Annotated in this window: 17 protein-coding genes and 2 pseudogenes; 14 read left to right on the forward strand and 5 right to left on the reverse strand. The window is 44.3% G+C overall.

Annotated elements, in window-relative coordinates:
* The first annotated feature begins 95 nt into the window (after positions 1 to 95).
* The 8 genes from QP794_RS07530 (at position 96) to QP794_RS07565 (ending at position 9169) form a co-directional block, all read left to right on the forward strand.
* On the forward strand, positions 96 to 1601 hold the full coding sequence (locus tag QP794_RS07530; RefSeq protein WP_285075649.1) for an S-layer homology domain-containing protein: 1506 nt from the start codon (positions 96 to 98) through the stop codon (positions 1599 to 1601).
* Between the two features lie 68 nt (positions 1602 to 1669).
* Positions 1670 to 2641: a WD40/YVTN/BNR-like repeat-containing protein gene (locus QP794_RS07535; RefSeq protein WP_285075650.1), complete on the forward strand. Its 972-nt coding sequence runs from the start codon at positions 1670 to 1672 to the stop codon at positions 2639 to 2641.
* Positions 2628 to 3662, forward strand: coding sequence for a WD40/YVTN/BNR-like repeat-containing protein (locus tag QP794_RS07540; RefSeq protein ID WP_285075651.1), 1035 nt, complete (start codon positions 2628 to 2630; stop codon positions 3660 to 3662). Before QP794_RS07535 ends, QP794_RS07540 begins: the two co-directional genes overlap by 14 nt.
* Positions 3663 to 4284: 622 nt before the next feature.
* The gene (locus QP794_RS07545) at positions 4285 to 4950 is read left to right on the forward strand and encodes a GntR family transcriptional regulator (RefSeq protein ID WP_285075652.1); all 666 of its coding nucleotides are present in this window, start codon (positions 4285 to 4287) and stop codon (positions 4948 to 4950) included.
* A 20-nt stretch (positions 4951 to 4970) separates the two neighbouring features.
* A complete protein-coding gene (ilvD, locus tag QP794_RS07550; protein ID WP_285075653.1) occupies positions 4971 to 6662 on the forward strand; it encodes a dihydroxy-acid dehydratase in 1692 nt (563 codons plus the stop codon).
* A 631-nt stretch (positions 6663 to 7293) separates the two neighbouring features.
* Positions 7294 to 7737: an ASCH domain-containing protein gene (locus QP794_RS07555; protein ID WP_285075654.1), complete on the forward strand. Its 444-nt coding sequence runs from the start codon at positions 7294 to 7296 to the stop codon at positions 7735 to 7737.
* A gap of 43 nt (positions 7738 to 7780) precedes the next feature.
* On the forward strand, positions 7781 to 8221 hold the full coding sequence (locus QP794_RS07560; protein ID WP_285075655.1) for a protein-tyrosine phosphatase family protein: 441 nt from the start codon (positions 7781 to 7783) through the stop codon (positions 8219 to 8221).
* Positions 8222 to 8767: 546 nt separating this feature from the next.
* Positions 8768 to 9169, forward strand: coding sequence for a DUF3888 domain-containing protein (locus QP794_RS07565; protein WP_024634414.1), 402 nt, complete (start codon positions 8768 to 8770; stop codon positions 9167 to 9169).
* A gap of 167 nt (positions 9170 to 9336) precedes the next feature.
* On the opposite strand, the gene QP794_RS07570 is transcribed toward QP794_RS07565, so the two are convergent.
* Positions 9337 to 10692 (reverse strand): PepSY domain-containing protein, encoded by a 1356-nt coding sequence (locus QP794_RS07570; protein WP_285075656.1) that lies wholly within the window; start codon positions 10690 to 10692, stop codon positions 9337 to 9339.
* A gap of 194 nt (positions 10693 to 10886) precedes the next feature.
* On the reverse strand, positions 10887 to 11150 hold the full coding sequence (locus QP794_RS07575; RefSeq protein WP_285075657.1) for a hypothetical protein: 264 nt from the start codon (positions 11148 to 11150) through the stop codon (positions 10887 to 10889).
* Positions 11151 to 11643: 493 nt separating this feature from the next.
* On the opposite strand from QP794_RS07575, the gene QP794_RS07580 reads away from it, so the two are divergent.
* The 3 genes and pseudogenes from QP794_RS07580 to QP794_RS07590 all read left to right on the forward strand — a co-directional run.
* The gene (locus QP794_RS07580) at positions 11644 to 12288 is read left to right on the forward strand and encodes a hypothetical protein (RefSeq protein ID WP_285075658.1); all 645 of its coding nucleotides are present in this window, start codon (positions 11644 to 11646) and stop codon (positions 12286 to 12288) included.
* Positions 12289 to 12373: 85 nt separating this feature from the next.
* Positions 12374 to 13237: a YwqG family protein gene (locus QP794_RS07585; RefSeq protein ID WP_285075659.1), complete on the forward strand. Its 864-nt coding sequence runs from the start codon at positions 12374 to 12376 to the stop codon at positions 13235 to 13237.
* A 36-nt stretch (positions 13238 to 13273) separates the two neighbouring features.
* Positions 13274 to 13411, forward strand: a pseudogene (locus tag QP794_RS07590) (IS3 family transposase); the annotation flags it as partial.
* 994 nt (positions 13412 to 14405) lie between these two features.
* On the opposite strand, the gene QP794_RS07600 reads toward QP794_RS07590, so the two are convergent.
* Positions 14406 to 15044, reverse strand: a complete 639-nt coding sequence (locus QP794_RS07600; protein ID WP_285075661.1) for a TetR/AcrR family transcriptional regulator — start codon at positions 15042 to 15044, stop codon at positions 14406 to 14408.
* Positions 15045 to 15226: 182 nt separating this feature from the next.
* Here QP794_RS07600 and QP794_RS07605 point away from each other — a divergent pair, with 182 nt between their 5' ends.
* The 3 genes from QP794_RS07605 to QP794_RS07615 all read left to right on the forward strand — a co-directional run bounded on the left by QP794_RS07605 (position 15227) and on the right by QP794_RS07615 (position 18042).
* Positions 15227 to 15985 carry an SDR family oxidoreductase gene (locus QP794_RS07605; RefSeq protein WP_285075662.1) on the forward strand — a complete coding sequence of 253 codons (759 nt, stop codon included), beginning with the start codon at positions 15227 to 15229 and terminating at the stop codon, positions 15983 to 15985.
* Positions 15986 to 16176: 191 nt separating this feature from the next.
* Positions 16177 to 17127: an NADP-dependent oxidoreductase gene (locus QP794_RS07610; protein WP_285075663.1), complete on the forward strand. Its 951-nt coding sequence runs from the start codon at positions 16177 to 16179 to the stop codon at positions 17125 to 17127.
* Between the two features lie 45 nt (positions 17128 to 17172).
* Positions 17173 to 18042 carry an SDR family NAD(P)-dependent oxidoreductase gene (locus QP794_RS07615; protein WP_285075664.1) on the forward strand — a complete coding sequence of 290 codons (870 nt, stop codon included), beginning with the start codon at positions 17173 to 17175 and terminating at the stop codon, positions 18040 to 18042.
* Between the two features lie 938 nt (positions 18043 to 18980).
* Here the strand turns inward: QP794_RS07615 and QP794_RS07620 are convergent.
* Together QP794_RS07620 and QP794_RS07625 are read right to left on the reverse strand one after the other, a co-directional pair.
* Positions 18981 to 20153: pseudogene (locus tag QP794_RS07620) on the reverse strand (IS110 family RNA-guided transposase); the annotation flags it as partial.
* 334 nt (positions 20154 to 20487) lie between these two features.
* Positions 20488 to 23154, reverse strand: coding sequence for a discoidin domain-containing protein (locus tag QP794_RS07625; protein WP_285075665.1), 2667 nt, complete (start codon positions 23152 to 23154; stop codon positions 20488 to 20490).
* Positions 23155 to 23234: the final 80 nt, after the last annotated feature.

A 23234-nucleotide genomic window follows, 5' to 3' on the forward strand; every position in this document is an offset into this window, starting at 1 on the left:
ATGCTTATTTTTAGTGCATTCAACCCCAAACTTCCTTACTTTAAGGAAGTTTTTTTGTCTATCTCATTAAGAGGGACGAAGAGAGGAAAGAACACATGAGGAGATCGATTAAGCATCTATTGCTTCAAACGGCTGTAACTTTGGCAATGGTCAGTTTCCCCGTACAGGGCGCCCTTGCAGACAATCAGCAGCAGCAGCAAGCCCCATTTAAGGACTTGAAGTCCCACTGGTCAGCTGACAGTGTTGCCTGGGCGGTTAGCAAAAATATCGTCAGCGGTTATGACGACGGCACATTTAAACCTAATAACGCGGTGACAGAGGCTGAGTTACTTTCCATGCTCATTCGTAACTTTAGGCCGGATGTCCGGAAAGGTATTATAAGTTGGTCAGAACCCTACTATGAGCTCGCTTTGTCCTTGAATTATCCTGTCGATCTGTCGGACACGGAAGAGCATAACAGCCCGATCAGCCGTCTTAGCGTTGCGGAGCTGATCGCTTCGACGCAAGGTGTGCACTTTGATGGGGACGATTCCATTCGTTATATGTACAGTAAGGGCCTCGCTAAAGGGACGGACGACCAGCCGACAATTGCCGGATTTAACGGTTCGAAAACACTTACACGGGCTGAGGCCGTGCAATTTATCAAGAACCTGTCTGATTTCGGGGCAGAGGAATCGTTGCTTCCAAGGCCAACACTGAGTTCCAATGCCAGTGAGCTGCCAGACATCCCTTTATCTAACCCTACTTATAAGGTTAGTCATAACGCATCTAATGATGCACCGGTTATTAAGCTTGATAACAAGCCCATTCATTTCGAAACACAACCAGTTAAGATGAACAACATTTACTATTATCCGATTCAGGAGATCTGCTCAGCATTTGGAATCATCTACAATGAAAATAGTGATGGCACCGTAACTACAATAAATATGGAGGAAACGAACACATTTAGAGCTGGAGATCAAGAGGGCTTTACGCATTATAATCCGGCTAGCTCGAGTTTTGCCGAAGAAGAAATCCCCTTCGATGGACTAAAGCCGATGGAGAAAATCAACGGGGTTTTTATGATGCCCTCAGAATCTATAGATGAACTTTGGTTTGCAGTAAACCAAGCGTCTAAAAAGTTTGCAAACGTGCTGGTTGTAACGAATGGACAAGAGGACAACAGAGAACTCATTTTTTACAGCTATAAACAGTATGTGTTGTCAGACAGCGAAGATATGGATGGAGGAAACAAGTCGCCGGGTGGTGAAGGGGAATTTGAGGGGAACGGCAGAGTCTACAGAAGAGTTTGGGTTAGGGAATATAAGCTTCCAAGCATCGACACAACCGTGTACGCTACCTTGAGATGGAGTTATAAAGATAGCCTTGTTTATAAGTCAAAAGAATTCCAGTTTAACGGTAAAATCCTTAACGGTGTGGCAACAGGAACTTTAAGCTTTAAAGGTGATATGACCTATTTCCAAGAAAACGACCGGGAAGAGCAACTCGGTAATAAGACTATTTACGACGTTAAGCTGCCGTTCAGTAATGGCAACATCCAAATGACCTGGAAAGAAGCCGTGGGGATATTTTCAAAACATAAAATTACTCTTCCTTAATATAGAGCTTTAAGAAAAGGTTGAATAATTAGCTTGAAACAGCAGGAATCTAACATCAGGAGGGTAATATGAGAAGAAGTAGATTAATTGCAGGGATTCTTTGTCTGACATTGGTGTTGTCGGTGCTGGGGTTTAATACTAAGGCTATGGCGCTTGAGGAATACAAGGAGATTGACTCCATCACACTTCAAGAATCCCCACATTCAATCGGCGACGGATGGACAGAAGACTTTACTTTCAGCTCCAATGCCCCTTATGCATTAACCCAGGGCAAAAATAATGAGTACTTAGCAGTAGGCCCTTACGGAACCGTAATAAAGTCTAAAGACGGAGTAAGCTGGAGAGCATTATCCAAGTTCGGTAATTACCATCTGACCGCAATCGCATGGGATGGAAAAAGGTATGTCATGTTTGGTACAAATACAACGTATGATATGGACATTTACAAACAGCCATCCGAAGCATTTATCTCTCAGGACGGTCTTTCTTGGACTAAGGTTGACTTTGCCCCGGGTGAAACAATAGAACAATTGAAGTGGGGGGGGAACGGTTTTGTTGCTTTAGGCACCAAGCATGTCTTTACTTCTAAAGATGGCACCAACTGGGCCACTTCGTACACCTTAAAAAGTCAAAGGGGATCGAACGGGCTGCACGCGGTCAATAATACTTTCTTTGTAAGCAGCTATGATAACAAATATGTGCTTGTTTCCAAGGATGGTGTTACATGGTCCGCCAAAACCTATAATGCTTCCGCGGCGATTCGAGATTTTATCTGGTCCGGCAAGCAGTATATCGGAGTTGGCAACGGGATATACACCTCTACAGACGGAGTAAACTGGAAGAAGCAGAGTAAATCGCCCAACGGCGTTCAACTCAAGACGGTCCTATACGGCAATAACACTTACATTGTGACCGGTTCATCGAACTTGGATGGGGGGGGCGAACTCCAATATCGCCTATTCATCGAAAGACGGGGTTACTTGGAAGAAGATAAACCTGTCTTATCTTCAAACGAATATTTATACCATGTATCCGGTTAAGGACGGATTTGCCGGTATCGGTTCTAATGATAAGCAGAATTCCCCGGATGGAACTTACTCGATATATACAAAAGACGGTTCAACCTGGAGTTACCGATTGATCGGAACGGCGACAAGCGGTGATTTTAATGCCCTTGCCACAAATGGAAAGAGAACAGTAGCTGTAGGCAAGTACGGAAGTGTCGTTTATACGGATGACGGGAAAACCTGGAGAACCAGCAATCCTTTTTCTTATAGAGAGAAGTTTGGTAGAGCCAGCCTGTTTGATGTAGCTTGGGGTGCAAATAAATTCGTAGCCGTCGGCAACGGCGGGGTCTATTATTCCACGGATGGTTCAAGCTGGAAACAGGCCAAAGTATCTTTCAAAGATCAGCTTGGGGATTTAACGAACATTATTTGGGCTGGGTCGTTCTTTGTAGCTTCTGATCAGGTCTACGGAACGTATACATCCAAAGATGGAGTGAATTGGACGCGTATCGCCAGTGTAAGCAAAGATTGGCTGACTTCAATGGTATGGGATGGAAAAAAACTGCTAGCGTCCTTCCGTGTTCATAACTTTAATACCGGAATAGGTACGACGAAGCTTATGCAGACAACGGATGGCGTTCATTGGAACCTGGTGAAGATCCTGGATTTGAATGAGTCTTATCTGGCTTGGTCAGGTACCGCTTATGTGGCCATTGACCCTTATGTAGCTGGAAAGGTGTGGGTATCGAAAGATGGCCTGAATTGGATGAAGAAAACTACAAACTTAATAGATCATACTTCTGGTTTTAATTTTTTGACCTCATTCGACGGATCCTTCTTCGCCATGAATCACACCTATAGCGAAACCGACGGGGAATATGTTTCCTCTGATCAGTATTTTGTATCTAAGGATGGCATCCAGTGGAAGAAGGTCGCAATGCCGGAAAAACATCCTGGGGTGCAGGTATTCGGTACCGAGATGATGAAGGACGGTATTAAGATGTACGGGAAATTTATCTTTGTTGGAACCTATGGGGAAATCATGTACCGATAAGCTTAAGCTGTAGGAACCTTTCTCACCAAAAGAGAATGGTCATACTCATGCGGTTAAACTTGTGGATGTGCTGGCGAATAAGGAGTAATAGAGCCGTTAATCTGTGATATGATGATTAACGGCTTTTTTGTTTTATCGGTACAAGTTCTTGTCCCGAGCCAAGGACAAGAACTTGTACCGATTGCCGAGGGACAAAAACATAGTCCGATTACCGATTATCTTACACACCACAAAAAGTTGCGATGCTTATCATGAACAATCCCATGTAATAAGCATAAGATGCTCCAAAAAAACAGTCGAGACATATGTAAAAAATTTAATTCTTGAATCCGTTAATCTGAAAAGATCAACGGTTTTTTTGTTGTATAAAGGCAAGCAGGGTAAATTGAGAATGAAAAGGGGAAATTGCCGAGGGACAAGAACTTGTACCGATTACCTTATTGAGCAAGATAATACCGGTTATACATGTATCTAATTGATCTTACCCGTTAATTCATTAAGCTAACGGGCAGAAGAGATATATTTTTTGAGAAAAAATTTAATTTTGATATAATCCGTTGCATTCAATATATGTATGCGATATATTGCATATAGGAAAACGAAAAAAGTAAGGATGATAACAATGCCAATACCTAAAAATTTTGCCTCGCCTGCGCGAATGTCCGCAAAAGAAAGAACCTTCTCCCAGCTTCAAAGATGGATTATCGATGGTACGCTGCAGCCAGGTGAAAAGCTTATCGACGCTGAATTGGCGGATTCGCTTGGAGTTAGCCGGACACCTATCCGGGAAGCATTTCAGTTACTCGAAGTACAAGGTCTCGTTTCCACGCATCCTGGAAAAGAAACAAAAGTAACGGAAATCGAGAAAGACGATATTTTTAAAATGTATTCAACTATGGCTGCTCTTCAAGCATTAGCAGCTGAGGTTACCGCAAAGATTATTGTTCCAGAGCAGATTGAGCAACTGAGATTAATTAATCTAGAATTTGCAAGTGCCATTAAGAGTGGTCAAGCTTACCAGGCAATGGAGACGGATGAACAATTTCATAACCTTATCGTGGAGTATTCAGATAATCCTTATGTGACTTCATTCAGCGCATCGCTTCAGATTCACATTCGGCGATTTAAATACGTGTTCTTAAAGCAGCCTATTACTGCTACACAAGCTTCTGTCGATGAGCATGCTTCGATTATTAAAGCTTTCGAGAGGAAGGATAGTGATTGTGCTCAGGCATTAATGAAACAAAATTTCATCCGTCCGATGCAGGAGCTGCAAGGAATACTTTAAACTGAGAGGGGCAAGGGAAAATGGCGAATGGAAAAGATCTCCGTATTCGAAGCAAGGTAATCAGTGAAGGCGCAAACCGGGTACCGAACAGGGCGATGCTGCGTGCAGTTGGTTTTACTGATGATGATTTCAAAAAGCCAATGATTGGCGTAGCAAGTACTTGGAGTGAGGTAACCCCGTGCAATATGCACATAAATGAACTAGCTATTCAAGCCAAGCAAGGGGTACGTAACCATGGCGGCGCTCCACTAATTTTTAATACGATTACAGTTTCAGACGGCATTTCGATGGGTCATGGAGGCATGTTGTTCTCGCTGCCAAGCAGGGAAGCCATTGCTGATTCTATTGAAATTGTAGCTGGGGCCGAGCGTTTTGATGGTATTGTAGCGATAGGTGGGTGTGATAAGAATACCCCTGCATGTTTGATGGCTATCGGACGGTTGAATATTCCTTCCGTTTACGTATATGGCGGAACGATTCAACCTGGCAATCTCGACGGCAAAAATGTTGATATCGTTTCGGCTTTCGAAGCAGTCGGCCAATATCATGATGGAAAAATGACGGATGAACAACTTCATAAAGTAGAATGCAGCGTCTGCCCGGGTCCGGGGTCTTGTGGTGGTATGTATACCGCCAATACTATGGCCGCAGCGGCAGAAGCAATGGGCATGTGCTTACCCGGTTCCTCTTCTACGCCAGCCATTTCAACTGATAAAGCAGCTGAATGTGCAGCAGCAGGTAAACAGGTCATTTCACTACTTGAACAGGAAATCTACCCAAGAGACATTATGACGAAGAAGGCTTTTGAGAATGCGATTACGGTTGTAATGGCTTTGGGTGGTTCAACAAACGCGTTTCTTCATTTGCTGGCCATTGCGCATTCGGTAGAAGTTGATTTAACATTAGACGATTTTGAGCGAATCCGCTTGCGTGTTCCCCATTTGGCAGATCTTAAGCCAAGCGGCCAATATGTCATGCAGGATTTGAATGAAATTGGCGGCATTCCGGGGGTTATGAAGTTATTGCTCGCTGAGGGACTTCTTCATGGTGATTGTCTTACAGTCACCGGAAAAACCTTGGCAGAGAACCTAGCCAAAGCAACTCCGCTTCAAAATGGCCAAGAGATTATTCGCCCATTGGGTAAGCCACTAAAGCCGAATGGACCATTGGTTGTGCTTAGAGGTAACCTCGCTCCTGAAGGCGCCGTTGCCAAAATGTCAGGTATGAAGAAGCAGCAGTTTTCCGGTCCGGCAAAGGTGTATGACAGCGAAGAGGACGCGACAAAAGCTATTATGAAAAATGAAATTCAACAAGGAGATGTATTGGTCATACGCTATTGCGGCCCAAAGGGCGGACCGGGTATGCCGGAGATGCTATCCGTTACAGCGTTAATTGTAGGTAAGGGTCTTGGCGGGGAAGTTGCCCTTATAACGGATGGTAGGTTCTCAGGTGGTTCGCATGGATTCGTAGTTGGCCATGTTTCACCCGAAGCACAGGTAGGTGGACCGATCTCAGTGCTGAGGAATGGGGACATAATCACCATTGACAGCGAGAAACAGGAGATTATGTTTCAAGTGACAGAAGAGGAGTTGGCAGCTCGGGCGCTAGCATGGGTACAACCTCCACTCAAAGTAAGTTCGGGCGTACTAGCCAAATATGCAAGACTAGTTTCCTCTGCATCGAGGGGTGCAGTAACAGATATTTTTGAATAAAATATAAACCGTTTGTCAGAATTATGGTTAAGCTAACGGGAAACGATAGCTTTATAAACCAAGGAGCAGCCGACCAACGCGATCGGCTGCCTTTGTTTAACTAACGGGCAGAATAGCGTCCCTCGCTAATTTTATTCCTCGACGGGGATGCCGGATGTCGAGGGACAAGAACATATTCCCATTGAAGTCGCTATTTAAGCGGCTTTTTTTATTTTATCGGTACAAGTTCGTGTCCCGAGCCAAGGACAAGAACTTGTACCGATTGCCGGAATTGACAAGAACATGTTCCTATTACCGAATAGATGTATATCTAAATTATAAAATTAAAACCTTGGTAAGTACGGTAATAAGCTTCGGGATGGCAGTCTTACACATGGGTATAAGGCGGTAGAGACAAGGAGATGGTACGAGGCGATCCAACTCATGGCATCTGACTATTATCTGCTGATTGAGCAACTGGTTAACAACCCTTGGTTGATCCGTTGTGCTCTGAAGAACAGGGTGGCCTGTGAGGATGGAATTCGGTGGTCAAAGCAAGAATTACACTAGAGTCGCATCATGCGGGTATGGAAAGTCTCGAGAATGTTTGGGGAATAGTAATTCATTATGAACAGAAATGGAGCTTAGAGGAATGAAAGTATTATCTATGATTCAACCATGGGCGACTCTGCTTGTCCAAGGCGAGACTCTCTATGAAACAAGATCCTGGAAGACCCGGTATCGCGGTCCGTTGGCCATTCATGCAAGCCAGAAAGTCGATAAGCAGGCCTGCAAATATGACCCCATACGTTCTTTACTCACCAAGAATGGCTATACGGAACAAAACCTCCCTACGGGGGTTATCCTTGCAACTTGCGAGCTTTCAAATTGTTATCAAGTCATCGACGCTAATCATACGTCAGCCATTCTGGATTGCGGGAAGGTTGTGTCGGGTGAGGACTTCCTGTTAGGCGATTACAGTCCAGGTTATTTTGCGTGGGAAATAGCGGGTTTCCGTCTGCTGAAGCCCTATATTCCAGTGAAGGGAAAACTGGGACTATGGGAATATCCGATAGACGAAGAGTTGATGATATGATCTATGTAAACATTTAATTAATGGGGGTTCTGACATTATTAACATGAAAAAAAACTATCATGAACTGGTTAAAGGCAAAGTATATATCGGAGGAGCAGATGCTGCTCTAAGTGCAATTAAGGAGCAAGGTATAACGGATGTATTTGATCTCCGAGATGATGGTAATGCGCAAGAGGGGCTTCCTGTTTCAGCAAACCGACATCACTATCCAATTGTTGAAAATCGGAATGATCAGGAAGAATCTATCAAGTCCGCCATTCAAGCCGTGACTGAAGCTGTCCAAGAGGGCAAAAAAGTATCCTTTCACTGTGCTGGTGGCCGGAACCGTACTGGAACAGTAGCTACAGCTCTTTTAATGAATTTGGGTGAAGCTACTACGGTTGAAGAAGCTGAAAAACTGGCCATGGAGAGACGCCCGGATATCTCAATCAAGCCCGAAATGCGTAATGTGCTGAAGAATATGTATGAAGCAAATAACAGTTAATATCATTTTGAGCCCGCTGTTCGTGAGATAATCAGAGATGACAAAGATGTCAAAAATAAAACACTTCAAAAATCAATTAAGGCTTATGTCAAAAAACTAAGTTTTTTTAATACCCGTTAATCTGTGATATGATGAGATGTCGCGGGACAAGAACATTGTTCCATTCAAAGTCGCTATTATAGCGGCTTTTTTGTTTTAAGGAACCAAGTTCTTGTCCCAAGCTGAGGACAAGAACTTGTTCCTTTGCCGAAAAGGACAAGAACATTGTGTCATTTCGGATTAGATAGTTATCTAATATTATTATGACAGAACTGATGTGGCGAGATAAATAAACAATTTCCTTATTTAAAGATTTTTATATTAGGAAACAGGTTCTTGGGATGTAGGCAAGAACTGAGTGTCATTGCTGAAAAGATTGAAAATAGGGTACCATTGTCGATTAGAACATTTGTCTGTTTTATTATGCTAACGGGCAGGATAACATAATAAATTCTCCTCATTTAGTGAAAGCTACCCTTAAAAATGCTGAGGATGAGGGTTTTAGAAATGAAAATATGTATCGGATCACTGCTAATAGTCATCATTTTCTTTGTAACAATACAGCCCGTTTGTGCAAAGCCAAACGATGAACCATTGAAACGGCTTGTACTTACTTTGTTAGCTCCAAAAATACAGGAACAGATTAACCAATACTATACAAGTAAATTAACTGTATCACCTACGTTTGCGCCTTTTTTGGATGGAACTGATGTAGACGTTAGATATCATTCTTCGCATATTGATGTTCAGGTTAAAACAATCCCGTACGTAGGACCTCATTTGGATGTTGGACTCGACTCGATGAGGTTTAGTATAGATAACTCCGGATTGGTAGTGGTTTTTGAGTATAAGCACATTAGGGATTATGACTTGCCTCCTAACTGGCAAGAAATTATTAAAACTCGTTAAACTAACAGGAAACGATAGTTCAATACTCTAAGAAGGTAAACGATTCTCATTTTTTATGTTGGGCTTTCGGTGACATAAGTATGTAACAAAGAAGGTGAGCCAAGATTGACAAAAAATTAAAGCAGCCCGCAGCAAAGGTATTCGTGGGGCTGCCTTTTCAATTGTGGTTATAAGTTGTAATTAATGCCTTCGCCAGCGCCTGTGCCGGCGTTGATGTATACATGAGTAACGCCTTCGATCCCAGTGACGGGAAATGCATATACGAGCTTGTCGTTGCGGAGCTCCAGCTTTGGCTTACCCGAAACGTTAACCTTTGGACCAAGCTTCGCTGAGGCTTGCTCCGCTGTAAGCTTCGGGTGAATGGGGAAGGTTTTATTGTAATGGGTAAAATACTTAGACGCATCAAAGCTCTTTAACGCACCGGTACGGCGATCAAATTGCCATACGACTTTCATCTGTGGAATGGAAACTTGCTCCCGGACCGGAATATACGTGAGATAAATGGAGGTTTCTTTTATCTCTTTCGCTACTAATGTCAGACGTTCGTCAGACCAGCGAGCCATCCAGGTGTCCGTAACCGCGACAACCTGCTTTAAGTCCATAGATTGCTCTACATCTCCTTTTTCGGAGATCGAGCCTTTGCGTCTCACTTGGAGCACGTGTCCGCTTTTACTCAGTGTTGCAATATAGGAGCTGGTTGGTTTCCCATCGGTGTCCGATAAATTGAAATCCATGACTTCTCCGAACTCGGGGCCGATCCCGCCGGAGGACATGTGGACGATTTGCTTACCTACTCCTTTATTCCAAGCCTCGCCCATGAAAATTTTCGCTTTGGCCGCAAGCTCCGTAGCCTTGTAGGTGGTTTCCCCGGCGAACACGGTTCCTGGCTTCAGAGGTATATAAGGATTCTGGTTGTACAGGAACTCGTTAAAGGCTTTATTGCCGGACGTAAAGACCGAGTCGAGTTGAGACAAGGCCTCTTCCATTTCGGTCGAAATCTGTTGTATATCTGATAAAGAGGAATCAACAGCTTTCTTTCTCATCTGCTCGAGATACGGTAGGGCGGTCCTCGCGAACGTTCTCAAGCGCTGAATTTGTTCTAATTGATCCGGGTTGAGCGACATTCCCTTCTCGCTGGCGGGATAGGCCAAGTAGCGGCGGCCGTCCGTGATAAATGACTCATACGAGGACCAAGATGGAAAGTTCATTGTAACGGATCCGATCCTTACATATTCCAAGATAAAATTGGCATGTTCAATTGCAGATTGAAGTGCTGCTTGCCGATCTGCAATCGTAGATGCCGCAAGAGCCTCCGCAAGCGCATAGTCGAAATCGCGCAGGTAGATCGCTTGCATATGCGACCAGTATTGCGTATTCCGTTGTTGTTGCTGCTTCCATTGTCGATTATCCTGATGCTCGGTATAACCGAAATACGCGCCTGCTAATGTCGTCACGCAAAGCAGGCCGATGATGGATTTGGTGCGAATGTTCATGTCAATTAAAACTCCCGTCTTTGTCTTCATAATGCTTATCCACTTTAACAAAGATGAGAACACAGTTTAATGAGTAAATTTTACCAATACAAATCGCTAGTCCATTGCGCCAACTCTTCATGCATGAGGCTGATGAAAAGCACATCATAGGTGGGAAATAGTATCATTAAGGCGTTAGATTCCTATTTTTGAATTATCTCTTCAGGAACGCCTACAGTGACGACTTAAAGTGTCTCATAGTTAATGAGGAGGAACACTTCTGTATCTTTATCTTCTGTAAAATGTCCATATAGCCCAACGTCCGTCCCGAGATCGGGAGGATTTAACTTGTGGCGTGTAAATTCAACGTTGAGATTGTATTTTTCTTTAAAGTGTGTTTCTCCTGCTTCTATAGCCTTGTTGATCGCTTGAGTATTTTCGCGTGAAACAGATACGAAACTACAACATCCCATGATTAGGACAACACAAACAAAAATTAATACATTCAAAGATTTATCTTTTCGTATAATGTCCATCCCTTAGATCTATCATGATATGGGTATATTACTATATTTTAAGTTTGAGCGTACATAGAGGAGACGGATGTGACCCCTTACACGTATGCAATGATTCACGGACGGTAATCACCCAGAGCCTTTGACAGTCATGGCGAGCACGACGCAGGAGACGATCGAATAGATTAATAAATAACTCCGCATACCCACTACATTTAGGGATATCGGAGTTCTTTTTAGAGTCAACCCTGTGGAATGCCTAATTCATAAGTTTTGTAGATGTGAACAAGCTTCCTCCTCACATTGTAATCATTCTTTATGTAGAGGTAATTCTTTACTAGTCTGTACCTTAAGACGAGAAGAATCATCTCCTGACACGACTGGGTAATAGCAAACACCGCCACTCCTAACATTTTACAAAAAAGAGAATTTATTTTGGTATAATAAAGACTTGCTTGTTCATTACTATGTTCAAAGGAGAGTAATAATGAAGTTTCGATGGAAAGTTGCTTTTTATGTCGCCGTGTTCTTGCTTGTCTTATTTATGAGTTTAAATGGGTATTCGAAAATCCTGACCATAGGGGTTGGTATGGGTGCAGCCCTTATTGCGTTTATCATCCACTACTTTTATCCGTTGGCCTTTGAAAAGCGTATGGATCGTGTGGAGTCCTTTTTACTTATTCAGAAAAATACGCCTGAACTTTATATTAATTATGTACTTGCGAATAGATTCGAGGATGAATCAAGAATGGTTATGGAGCAGATTATGAACAAACATAAGAGGGAAAAGGCACAAGCAGTGTACAAGGCAGCTTATGGGGTTCACCGCAAGGATATGAATGATGTTCGGGAAGCTGTGCCGCATATCCGCTTTTCGGATTACCGTGCATATTACGAAACCATTTTATTATCGGAGGATGAGAAAAGTACTGAGGCAAGAGAACGTCTTAAGTCAATCAAAAAGCGTTGGATGAGATCTGCGTTACTCGCGGAAATAGAAATCAAAGCAGGTCACCACGAAAAGGCCATCCAGCATGCTAGGGAAGCAGTTGATTCTTCAAGAGGTGTCCATCGTTACGTGTTACATAAAGAATACGAGAGAATATTGCCGGAAGCTGTTGAGTCTATATGATAAACGCAAAACGTTTAGCCGGAAATGTTCTGTGCATCGATGATTTATCCATGCACAGAAGAAAGTACCTTTTTGGGGGCTTATAATGAACAAAGAAAACGTAATACAACAGCTCGAACAAGTGGGTCTAAAAGAATACAGCAATGCTATTGCTAACTGGATTTTCCCTACGGCTCAATTATTCCTGAAGCCTATTTCCGATTCCGATATTTCTTTGGGAGGAAGTAAGGTAGGGGGTAATCCAGATCTTCCAGAAGACCTAGCATGGCCAAAATGGAAAGAATATGATATGACCTTTATCTCGCAAATTAATTTGTCAGATTGCCCACAACACATGTCTCTTCCTACGAGTGGTCTAATATCATTTTTTTATGCTGTAAAACCTATGTATGAAGATATGGAATTTCATCATGATCCCTCCACATGCCGAGTGTTCTACTTCGACTCTGACCTTCTTCAAAAATTAGTACGAAGAAACACACCCGAACGTTTAACTGACTTAGAAAAATTAAAGCCCAACGAGATTGTATTTGAATCCAAATTTTCAGTGCCAGCCTCTGAGTCAGCTTATCTAGAGAGTTTGGGGCTCGGCTGGAATGAGAACATCGAGGATTTTGTGAAGTATTGGAGATTATTTTTACCGAATTGGAGTACAAAAGGGTATATTAACCGACTTATGGGCCATCCGGATCAAATTCAGGGAGATATGCAAGTTAGTTGTGAGCTAACTTATGGACCGCATAAGTGGATTGAAAACAATAACCTAGAGATTCAAGATCAAGTTATTCAATCTGCACTAAAGTGGCGATTACTTCTCCAAATTGATTCGGAAGAAGAAAAGACGGGGATGATGTGGGGAGATGTTGGTAGAATTTATTTCTGGATCCATGAAGATGATCTTGCGAATTTATGTTTTGAACGTGTAATTTGTGTGATGCAATGTACGTAAGGTAATAAAAGCTCAATAAAAATATTAGGACAATGATCAGCAGAACACCATAAAAAAGTTTTGAATCCAATGGTGAAGAGCTACATGGATTACTACAATCACAAACGCATCAAGTCAAAATTAAAAGGCATGAACCCGGTACAATACCGAGCTCATGCCCAACATGTTGCATAAAAATATTTGTCTAACTTTAAGGGGTCACTTCATTCGATCGGCTGCTTTTGTTCAACTAACGGGGAGGTTAGTTGAATCACAACCAATGGACGTGTTGCCGAAAACCAAAGAAGCAAGGAGATTTTCCGTAGTGCTGCAACATTAGGGGAAGTACTTGCCCGCCAACAGTCGGAGGCTATAAAGCAAGAAATGGCAGCGCAGGCAGCAACTGAAGCTGATCATTTTCGTAATATGCCGTAACGAAGACGTTCCAACCGTCATTGAAAAGATTACAGAGAATGCCGAACGTTGGTGAGTAATATGGTTTGCGCGATTCCGCTAACGGGTAACGTTAGTTCAATGAAAAAGCGACAGTCTAGGACTTTATTTTCTCGTCCATGGTTGTCGCTTTCTCGATTTCAAGGGTCAGTCCAATACTTATTTTATGATGGCTGCCGTATGGCAATTCTAAAAGCCGCGTGGAATCAAGACATCCAATCTAATACTTTATTTTCTACAGACAACAGGACGACATCCTGCGCAAATATCAGCTAACCTTCCGCGGGCCGGACTGGATGACCGACTCTACTTCCTCAGCCTGCTCACCCTCTTTGGCGCAGAACATCCACTTGGCGGAATCGTTGGACAAGAGGTCAAGGAAACAACGGACGAAAAGCCAGAACGAGTCGCCCTTATCGAGCGGGTCACATGGGCTCACCTTCGTCATGCACTCGATATTGAGCAATCCAGCTGGTCGGCAGTAAAAAAAATTTGTTTGAGAGGGCCAATTCAATTGGTTGAATATTGAATTGAGTCCAAACGAATCACTAGAAGTGCACTATCAATTTCGTTGTTTTCAGTTTTAGCGTCCGACCACATTTATCATTGGAGGTTACATTCATCAAGGTGCTCATTCTTCGTCTGTTCACGTTCAGCGTAACACTCAACTCTTATGGGAAGACGTCTACTTGTTTAGCAATGAAGTCCACAACGGAATCGGATATGGACGCTTCACTTATGAAATGGCTTGCAAAATATTAACGATCTTCATTTCAATATTGGAATTGTCTATGATCTTCAGATATTCAGGTTTTAGCAATTGATACTGCTTCATGTAGTAGAAATCCATAATCGCTTGTTTCAAAGTGATATCATACTGAATCGAAAATGACGGCTCGATAAAGCGTCGCAGCACAGCGTCATCTTGAACCATAAACAACACGGCATTCAATCTGTTGAAAATCTGTTGATTCATACCAGACTCAAAAAAAGTTTGTAAGCTTTTATTCCGATTTTGTAGGGCAACGGACAGATTCTCAAAATGGTGTGGATAGAATTCCTTAAGATCTTGCAAGAACAAATCAGAGATATACGCGGCACACATCAAAGATTGTAGAAATGTTAATTGAAAACGATCCAAAAAAGAGACGGAATCGTCTTTGACAACGGTGTCAGCTCTCTTCGAATAATCAATGTAATAATCAACGACTTGTTCGATGATGTCGTCTTTGGAGGAAAAATGCTTATAGAGTGTCACTTTGCTGATATCCATATATTTAGCGAGATCGTCGACTTTCAGTTGGCTGAATTTTGTTTTTCTTATAATGGGTTTTATTTTTTCCACATATGTATCTACACTCACAGCTTTTCTCACGGATAAGTACCTCCCTTTGATGCCTATAAAGCATATTATAACAAATTTGCTGTCCTTTATGTATTAAATTAATTAAATGAACTAATTTAACTAAATTGGTTTACTTATTAAATTTATTACTGTATAATCGCTCCTGTACCTAATCATCCGATTACGGATTATACAAAGGGAGGACGATTTAAATGGAACTATTCAGTAAGGGCAAATTCTCTGACAAAAAGGTCGTGATCACGGGAGGTAGCAGCGGAATCGGCCTTGCGACGGCGAAGTTGCTAGTGGATGAAGGCGCACACGTTCTGATTACTGGACGTACTCAGGCGACGCTGGATGCGGCTCGTGAACAACTCGGCAACAACGCTGTCACATTGCTGAGCGACGCCGCGTCGTTGACGGATATCGAGGAGTTGGTCGACCGGGTCAAGGCCGAGTTCGGCATGATCGACGCACTGTTCGTTAACGCCGGTATCACGCGCTATGTCCCCTTCGAGTCAATGTCCGAAGACGTGTACGACGAGCTACTTACAATCAACGCCAAAGGTCCGTACTTCACCGTGCAGAAACTCGCCCCATTGCTAAGCGCAGGAAGTGGCGTGGTGCTCACCACCTCTATCACGAACGTATTGGGTATCCCGATGATCAGTGCGTACGCAGCCAGTAAAGCAGCGCTGCGCTCCATGACTCGCAGTCTGGCCCGCGAGCTGTTACCGCGGAAGATTCGCGTCAACGCGGTCAGCCCCGGCCCCATTGACACCGACATCTTGGAGAGGTCGATGCCGAAGGAAGCTGCAGAACAGACCGGGGCGCAGATAAGACAGCAGATCCCGATGCTGCGTTTCGGCGATCCAGTCGAGGTCGCCAAAGCCGTAGCATTCCTGGCATTTGAGGCCACCTATACCACCGGGGCTGAGTTCCCTGTCGACGGAGGCGGTTCCCAGATCTGAGCGCCCTCAGTTCGCACACATTACTTTTATAGCGCGGGTAGGAGAGTCATGAATTTTCATGTAGCTTTCCCCTCAAGACACCCTGCCTTCTAGTGAACTTTATAGTTTAGGGTTTCGTTGTTTTCCTTGGAAGATCGTTCGAAATCACAGAGAACACGACTTTATCAGAGCAAAATGGAGGGAACATCACAATGGAGAATACCATGCGGACAATCCGGTTCCACGAATACGGAGAACCAACTGATGTCTTGTGCTTGGATGAGGTTGCGATCCCAGAGCCAGGGCCGGGACGCATTCGCGTGAGAGTACGCGCTTGCGGCTTAAATCCGGTTGACTGGGTGACGTGCCAAGGCCACTTTGCCGGCCAACTGCCCTTGCCTCGCGGAATCGGGCTGGACGTGGCAGGTATTGTAGACGCAATCGGAGAGGGCGTAACCGATGTTGCCATCGGCGATTCCGTTCTGGGTGCCGCAGACTTCATGAATGAATCGAGCGCCGGTGCGTCGGATCAAGCGATTATGTACTACTGGTTCCGCATGTCGGCCGGACTCGACTTTGTTCAAGCTGCAGCGTTGCCAATGGCAGTCGAAACCGCTTATCGAGGCATTGATACTCTTGGGGTGAAATCGGGTCAGACCGTACTCGTGCACGGAGCCGGCACCACGGTAGGGTTCGCCGCCGTTCAAATTGCCCTCATGCGCGGTGCCCGCGTAATCGCAACCGCTGGTCCCACCTACGCCGACAAGCTCCGCTCAATGGGGGCGTTGGTGACCTCGTACGGTGATGGAATGGTCGAACGAGTGACCGAACTGGCAAAGCAGCCGGTTGATCTCGTCCTGGATACCGCGCCAATCAGCGGTTCATTGAAAGATCTGGTCCAAATTGTCAATGGGCATCCCCAGCATGTCCTAACCGTCAGCGATTTCGCCGCAGCCGCTGAACTTGGCGTTCGCACCAGCTATGGAGAACTACATACCGCACGTTATGACGTTGTCGGCGATTTTGCCCAATACGCAGCGGACGGCAAGTTCACTATTCCGGTCGCGAAGACTTTCGAATTCGAAGAATGGCGTTCAGCTGTCGAAATCAGCCAGAGCGGGGGCGCTCACGGCAAACTGATCCTTCTGCCCGACTCCGACTGATAAGCACATATAACCGATGAAATTCAGAATGAAGGAGGACATACATTGAGTAAGAACCAACGAGAACATATTGCACTGATTACAGGCGCAAGTAATGGGATCGGGTTGGCATTGACCCGGAAAATGCTGTCGGAGAACTGGCAGGTGGTTGCTTTGAACCGGTCGGATTTTCCAGCGGACGATAGATTTCTCCAAAATCATCTCAAGGACGGACGGATCCGAGCCTATAAAGTGAAGGATCTCACCGATTATGGCAGCTTGAAACACTCTTTGGAAGAAATCAAAAGCAAGGAACAGCGGATCGATATTTTGTTTAACAACGCCGGAGGAGGCTTAAGTGAGCTGCGCTATTCGAAACAAGGCCGCGAATTGCATTATGAATTGTTGACGGTCGTTCCTTATATTATTCTGATGGAATTGAAGGAGCTGTTGAAGAACGGCAGCTTAAAAACGGTGATTAACACTTCATCGCAGGTGTTTAGATTTACGAAGGAGTTTACGATCGAAAAATTGGAGCACCCCAAAACCTTCCGCAAAATGTATGGACCATATGCGACTTCAAAGCTGGCTCTTTCGTTGTGGACCCAAGCCGTCGCACCGCAGCTTGTCAAGGAAGGCATCAAGATCCGCAGCGTTGACCCGGGCATTAACAACACGCTAAGAAAAGGAAAAGATTCCGGACTGACCGCGGGGTTTGAACTGTTTATGAAATTATTTTCCTCTCCGCCTACTCATGGAGCCAACCTATTATATGAGGGAGCTCTGGGCAAAAACAGCAATGAGACCGGCGTGTTTCTGTTCAAAGATCGGGTTGCGGACTTGAAATTTACAGAAAATGCGCAGCGTGTGCTGGAAAAAATCTCCGATATATATAGCCATGAATTTCTTGGCGGACGTTTTCAAGTTAATGGCTAAGTTCCAGAAGATTGTTGCTTACAAGGCCATCTTCTGAAGTTCGTTCTCACATTAGGCTGGAAGAGTCTATCCAGTTGTTTCTATGGACTGCTGGATCGCTTGGTGAAAAAGTTCTTTGGTTAGCGTAAGCGCCGACAGCGAGGTTGTTCCATCAATGAAATACTTCGTAGTCACATCGCTGAAGAAGTGGAAGAAGGCATTGAATCGATCGAAATATGCGTCACGTTATGGGTGTCATACGGGGGCAGTCATTTTATGAGCTCAGCCAGCTTTTACTGGTTGAGCTTTTTGTTATGTGCCCAACATGGGCGCTATCTCTAGGGTTCAAGTCCCGAATGGCAAAGGCAGTAGTAGCCACGACATCAGATGGGCGCTGGTAACATGTCGCGGGACAAGAACATTGTGTCATTTCTGATTAAAGTGTTATCTAATTATTATCATGACAGAAATTATGTGGCAAGATAAAAGCACAATTCACTTTCTGAAGGCAAGAACTCAGTTCCATTGCTGAAAAGATTGGGAGTATGGTATCAATGTCGATTTAAAAATTATATCTATTACATTAAGCTCCCTCAAAATGATTCAGTTTCCTCACTCAGGCTCATGAATTCGCAGGATTTCACCCTGTGGTAAGTGTTCGGGAAGAAGTCATGGAGCAGCTTTTGGCTGGGGTGAGTAGAAAAGGGCATGCGCAAACAAAGGTGAGGCATCCATCACCTAAATTGTTCCATATATTGCACGTCTCCACTTCACCTTAGCGATTCTCGCTCCCATGTCTCAACGGGTCAAAGCCCTATCATTCCTTCGTCACATCTATCTAAGGGGTGGAGGTCGGTCTTTCTAACGGAACGGGTCCGAGCCCTTTTGCGTAATGTCTCCCGATACTCCGTGCTTCTTGAAATCCTACGAATGCATGAGCTGGTGAGGGTCGATTGATTCTATGCTGCCTGTGGGAAAACTTTGGTCGAATCGTAAGCTTCATTGTTTTTGGCCAGACCGACAAGCATACGCGCTAATTTACCGCACAGTTTCATAATGGATTTCATCTTTTTTAATTTCTTTTCCTCGACGTTGTAGTGGTGTAAAGCCCGAATTTCCGGGTTAGTCATCACCATGCTCATCGTCATGAGATACAGAAAATGGCGCAAACGGGGGCGCCCCCGTTTGCTCAGTACCATCTTTCCTCGCCATTTCCCGGAACTAGCTTCGGCTAGATTCAAGCCGGCGTGACGTAACAGCGAATTGCCGTGTGAATAACCACTTAGATCCCCAGCCTCACCAAGAATACCCGCTAAATTTGTTACATGGATGCCTCGGATTTCAAGCAGCTTCTGTGCGTAAGGAATAGGTTCGAGAATAGTATGGAGCTCATGCTCAATCTGCTCAAGTTGACGCTGAGCCAAGTCATATTCTTGAAGCAGTTGACCCAGATGAAGCTTGTAAGAACGGAGTGCTTGAGTCGTGCCCACACTGGATTTTGCAAGGGAAATAAGCAGCTCAGCGCGCTTTACTCCAGCATGGCGCTTCACATATTGCTTCCAGCCCAAAATAACTTGATTCGTAGTTAATTGACTGATCTCACTCGGTAACGGGAAGAGTCTGAGCGTGGCAATTGCACTGGTGCAGGTAAGGATCTTAAAGACCTGCCGCAACTCAGGAAAGACAATGTCTACCCAGCGATGAATCTGATTGACGGCACTGTTGAGGCGCTTGGTAACTGTTTCTCGATTAGCCATGAGAATACGTAGTTCTTCGTAAGTCTCGGAATGAAAACGAACAGGGGAGTAGTACCCATTTTTAATCATGTCCGCAATAACAAGCGCATCTTTGTAATCGCTTTTAGAGGGCGTATTATCTCGGTTTTCCTTGTTCTTTTTGACAAGATGAGGATTAACTAGAACAGCCTCAAAACCTTGATCGGAGAGCCAGCGTGCTAGGCTGAACCAGTAGTGACCGGTGGGTTCCATGCCAACCAAGATTTTGTTCAGTTGGTGGGTTTTGAGTAAGTCCTCAATCCAACGTTTGAAAAGCTCGAAGCCTTCACGATGATTTCCAAATTGGAGCGGATTCCCTAGAGCAATCCCACGAAAGCTGACGGCCCTGGCTACATTGTTGTTCCTTATACATATGTACAAAATACGAGTTTTGTGAAACAGTAATCAATCTAATAAAGATCATGATGATTTTTAACCCTTGTGATGATGAACCCTTTCAACTCACTGATTCAATTCGTTCCAATTGCAACTCTGTTCACATGGATAAATGTGGCTTATTCTTTTTACAACCCTCGAGATATTTTTAATTTCGTATGGATAAATATGTGATCCTGCATGTTTCTGTTACCAAACAAATAAGTTATCTCAAATATAATATGCACCCATTCCAACTTTAAAATGAGCACACATTATATTTGATACCGAATCTTTTAATTTATGCTACATCAATTTATTTCGCATGCACCCAAAACTCTATAATACTGTTCCAGGTATTGGATTCGTTTCCTTGCCCGACATAACGAATGAATTTTACCTGAATTGGTTCAAATTCAAATGTTTCATAGGCAGCCTGTTTTTGACTGGCCACGTTATTTAATACCTTTTGGTAATTAATACCATCTGTTGAAACTTCCAAATCGAAATAATTGGATCGCGTATGACCATTATAGAATTGAAAGCTTACCTGCCCTACTTGAGTCTGTTCATCAAGCTCCAACTGCAAGTATTGTCCCTCACCATCTGCAGACCATCTGGAGTCTGGATCTCGGTCGATCGTATGGATCGGCAGATTGCCGTCATCTGCACTTGCCGTAACCTTGGTTACGTTGACGAACGGTCCTTCCGGTTCGGCTATAGGCTCTTTGACTTCAAATTTCTCCCGTGCCTCGACCGTTACTCCATTAAAGACGCAGCTCACAATGACGTCGACAATTCCCGCTTTTACCGCATGGAAGGTAGTTCCGTCCGTATATCCGATCGTCTCATCACTCGACGTATACGTGACAGGAACGTTCAATTCCTCAATGTTCACGATCTCACCATTATCTAAAGTTAGAAATGAGGATAATTCCCCGCTCGTGCCTGCACTGATCGCATTACCTGCAACTCTCCATCCCGGAAGCACTTTATTCGGACTTATGGAGATATTCTCTGGAAGTACCGGTGTATCCGCTACCTTAAAATTCACTCGCACGTTCTGGGTATGACCCCGATACGATACAGTGATCTCTCCAGTTCCATTGGTCCCTTGAGGCTGTTTAATTTTAACCTTCGCTTCCTTCGTAAATGGTTTCGCAGAAATGATGGGCGTTTCCGTTGTGCCATAAGGTAAAGTGTGAACGTAATCCGTTCTTAAGAACTGCATCCCTGCTATAGCTTCGCCATTCACCAATAGGGATTGAAGCCCCAGTTGAATATCTTTGATTCGCTTCTTGCTCTGATCCTGATATAAACTTTGCGGAGATAAACGATCGCCTTCTCCAATACCTTCCGCCATATCAAATGGCTGCGTATTCGCATCCGGAATGGAACCAACAATATTGACGCTCACGCCGGTGTCCTTTCCTTTTGTTCCAATGACATAACCATTTCCGAATTGTTCTGATTCTACAATAACGCCGGATTTACTGCGATGTGCCGCCTGTCCGGTCGTATTCCAGAACACACTTTCCGTGGTAACGACTCCATGACGATTCGTTTCGGATGATCCATAATCCCGCGTAATGGCGGATATTCCGTCTCCGTTGACTACCAGGTTGTCGATCAGGTTCGCCATGCTCAGATACATATGGAAGTCGGTCATTAATGAAGGATTCTCGGAATACGACCCTTGCAGCACATTCCCGTTCGCAGAGAAGTTGGCATAAGTGAAGCTGTGTCTTGCGCCTATTGCCTTACTGTTCTTGATGAGATTATCATTGCCTATAAATTGATATAAATAACCGTTTCCATTCGCTCCACGATACTGCGGGTACTGCATGGTTACATGATCCACTGTGACGTTCTTCGTACGGTCCAGAATAATCCCCTTGGACAACAGATGATAATCTGCATTGCCAGCTGGCTTATACGTGTTAATATTACGAATCCAGCTGTTCGCCACTGCGATCACATTGACCGCTTTAGCATTATCAGCCTCGTATCCAGCCGTTCCAACGACTTTGAAGTCATCCTCACCAAGTCCAGGTTTCGAATTCTGATTGTTTGCGATTGAGAAATCCTCCAAACCAACCTCGACAATCGGATCAGCCGTCTGACTAATGGTAATGTCATCGCGCAGCTTCATTGGATAACGCGTCGGAATGTCTAGCGTAATCGTGTTATTCTCCGGATCTACCCCCACGATTTGGCGATAGAATAACGGTTCTACTTTACCGAGACGTGAAGACCATTTGTTTTGCATGCCCAACTCACGTAAGAACCCAGGCGTTGTTTCGAATGAAATGACCACATAATCATTCACCGCAAACCCGCTCGTATCATCAACGGGCAGCAGGACGGTTGGATCGGTAACGGACTTGCGCAGTTTCGTAGAGATCCCCGTTTTCTTCCAATCCCCGTTACCGATCCGGATAATATCCTTGTTTTTCATATTTTGCTGTGCATTATAGATATGAGTCTTGTTCATCCCGTCACCTTTCAGGACTACCCGACTTGCAGGAATGGTTAGTGAATAATCCTTGCCTGCCTGAGGGTTAACCTGATATGTACCTTTGGGAAGATACACGACACCCCCACCCAACGCAACCGCAGCATCAATTGCCTTTTGAATCGCCTGGGTTGCATCACGGCTCCCTGAAGGATCGGCAAAATAAGGTGATTTGGTAACGTCAATACGTTTGTTCTTGGTCGTTTTAGGTAGTTCTTCTTCCCCACGTCGATAACCGGCATACGAAAAGTCATGCAGAACTCTTCCTTGTTCATCCTTAAATCCTGGATACCAATCATTTGGGTAGAGTCTGCTTCGGCCATCCGTCCCTAGAGACAGGTTCTCACTCGCACGTTCAATAGACTGCTGTGAGTCACTCTCTGATGCTCGAACCTCATGGGTTCCAGGTACAGACAACCCAACAGCCAACGTAAATGCCAACCCTAACAAAGGCCATTTTTTCCGCATTCTTTCGTTCTCCTCCTTTTGGATTTCAGAGTATGTGAGCGGTTTCAAGAAAACCTGTAGTCACCTCCAATCCTGCTCAA

It is taken from the genome of Paenibacillus sp. UMB7766-LJ446, from assembly GCF_030226665.1.
Taxonomy (GTDB): Bacteria; Bacillota; Bacilli; order Paenibacillales; family Paenibacillaceae; genus Paenibacillus; species Paenibacillus vandeheii.

What these genes read in the sequence shown, in the direction of transcription:
- QP794_RS07570 (WP_285075656.1), bottom strand. Translation starts at nt 10,692, where the DNA reads ATGAAGACAAAGACGGGAGTTTTAATTGACATGAACATTCGCACCAAA.
- QP794_RS07530 (WP_285075649.1), top strand. Translation starts at nt 96, where the DNA reads ATGAGGAGATCGATTAAGCATCTATTGCTTCAAACGGCTGTAACTTTG.
- QP794_RS07605 (WP_285075662.1), top strand. Translation starts at nt 15,227, where the DNA reads ATGGAACTATTCAGTAAGGGCAAATTCTCTGACAAAAAGGTCGTGATC.
- QP794_RS07580 (WP_285075658.1), top strand. Translation starts at nt 11,644, where the DNA reads ATGAAGTTTCGATGGAAAGTTGCTTTTTATGTCGCCGTGTTCTTGCTT.
- QP794_RS07625 (WP_285075665.1), bottom strand. Translation starts at nt 23,154, where the DNA reads ATGCGGAAAAAATGGCCTTTGTTAGGGTTGGCATTTACGTTGGCTGTT.
- QP794_RS07610 (WP_285075663.1), top strand. Translation starts at nt 16,177, where the DNA reads ATGGAGAATACCATGCGGACAATCCGGTTCCACGAATACGGAGAACCA.
- ilvD (WP_285075653.1), top strand. Translation starts at nt 4,971, where the DNA reads ATGGCGAATGGAAAAGATCTCCGTATTCGAAGCAAGGTAATCAGTGAA.
- QP794_RS07545 (WP_285075652.1), top strand. Translation starts at nt 4,285, where the DNA reads ATGCCAATACCTAAAAATTTTGCCTCGCCTGCGCGAATGTCCGCAAAA.
- QP794_RS07540 (WP_285075651.1), top strand. Translation starts at nt 2,628, where the DNA reads ATGTATCCGGTTAAGGACGGATTTGCCGGTATCGGTTCTAATGATAAG.
- QP794_RS07535 (WP_285075650.1), top strand. Translation starts at nt 1,670, where the DNA reads ATGAGAAGAAGTAGATTAATTGCAGGGATTCTTTGTCTGACATTGGTG.
- QP794_RS07585 (WP_285075659.1), top strand. Translation starts at nt 12,374, where the DNA reads ATGAACAAAGAAAACGTAATACAACAGCTCGAACAAGTGGGTCTAAAA.
- QP794_RS07565 (WP_024634414.1), top strand. Translation starts at nt 8,768, where the DNA reads ATGAAAATATGTATCGGATCACTGCTAATAGTCATCATTTTCTTTGTA.
- QP794_RS07555 (WP_285075654.1), top strand. Translation starts at nt 7,294, where the DNA reads ATGAAAGTATTATCTATGATTCAACCATGGGCGACTCTGCTTGTCCAA.
- QP794_RS07560 (WP_285075655.1), top strand. Translation starts at nt 7,781, where the DNA reads ATGAAAAAAAACTATCATGAACTGGTTAAAGGCAAAGTATATATCGGA.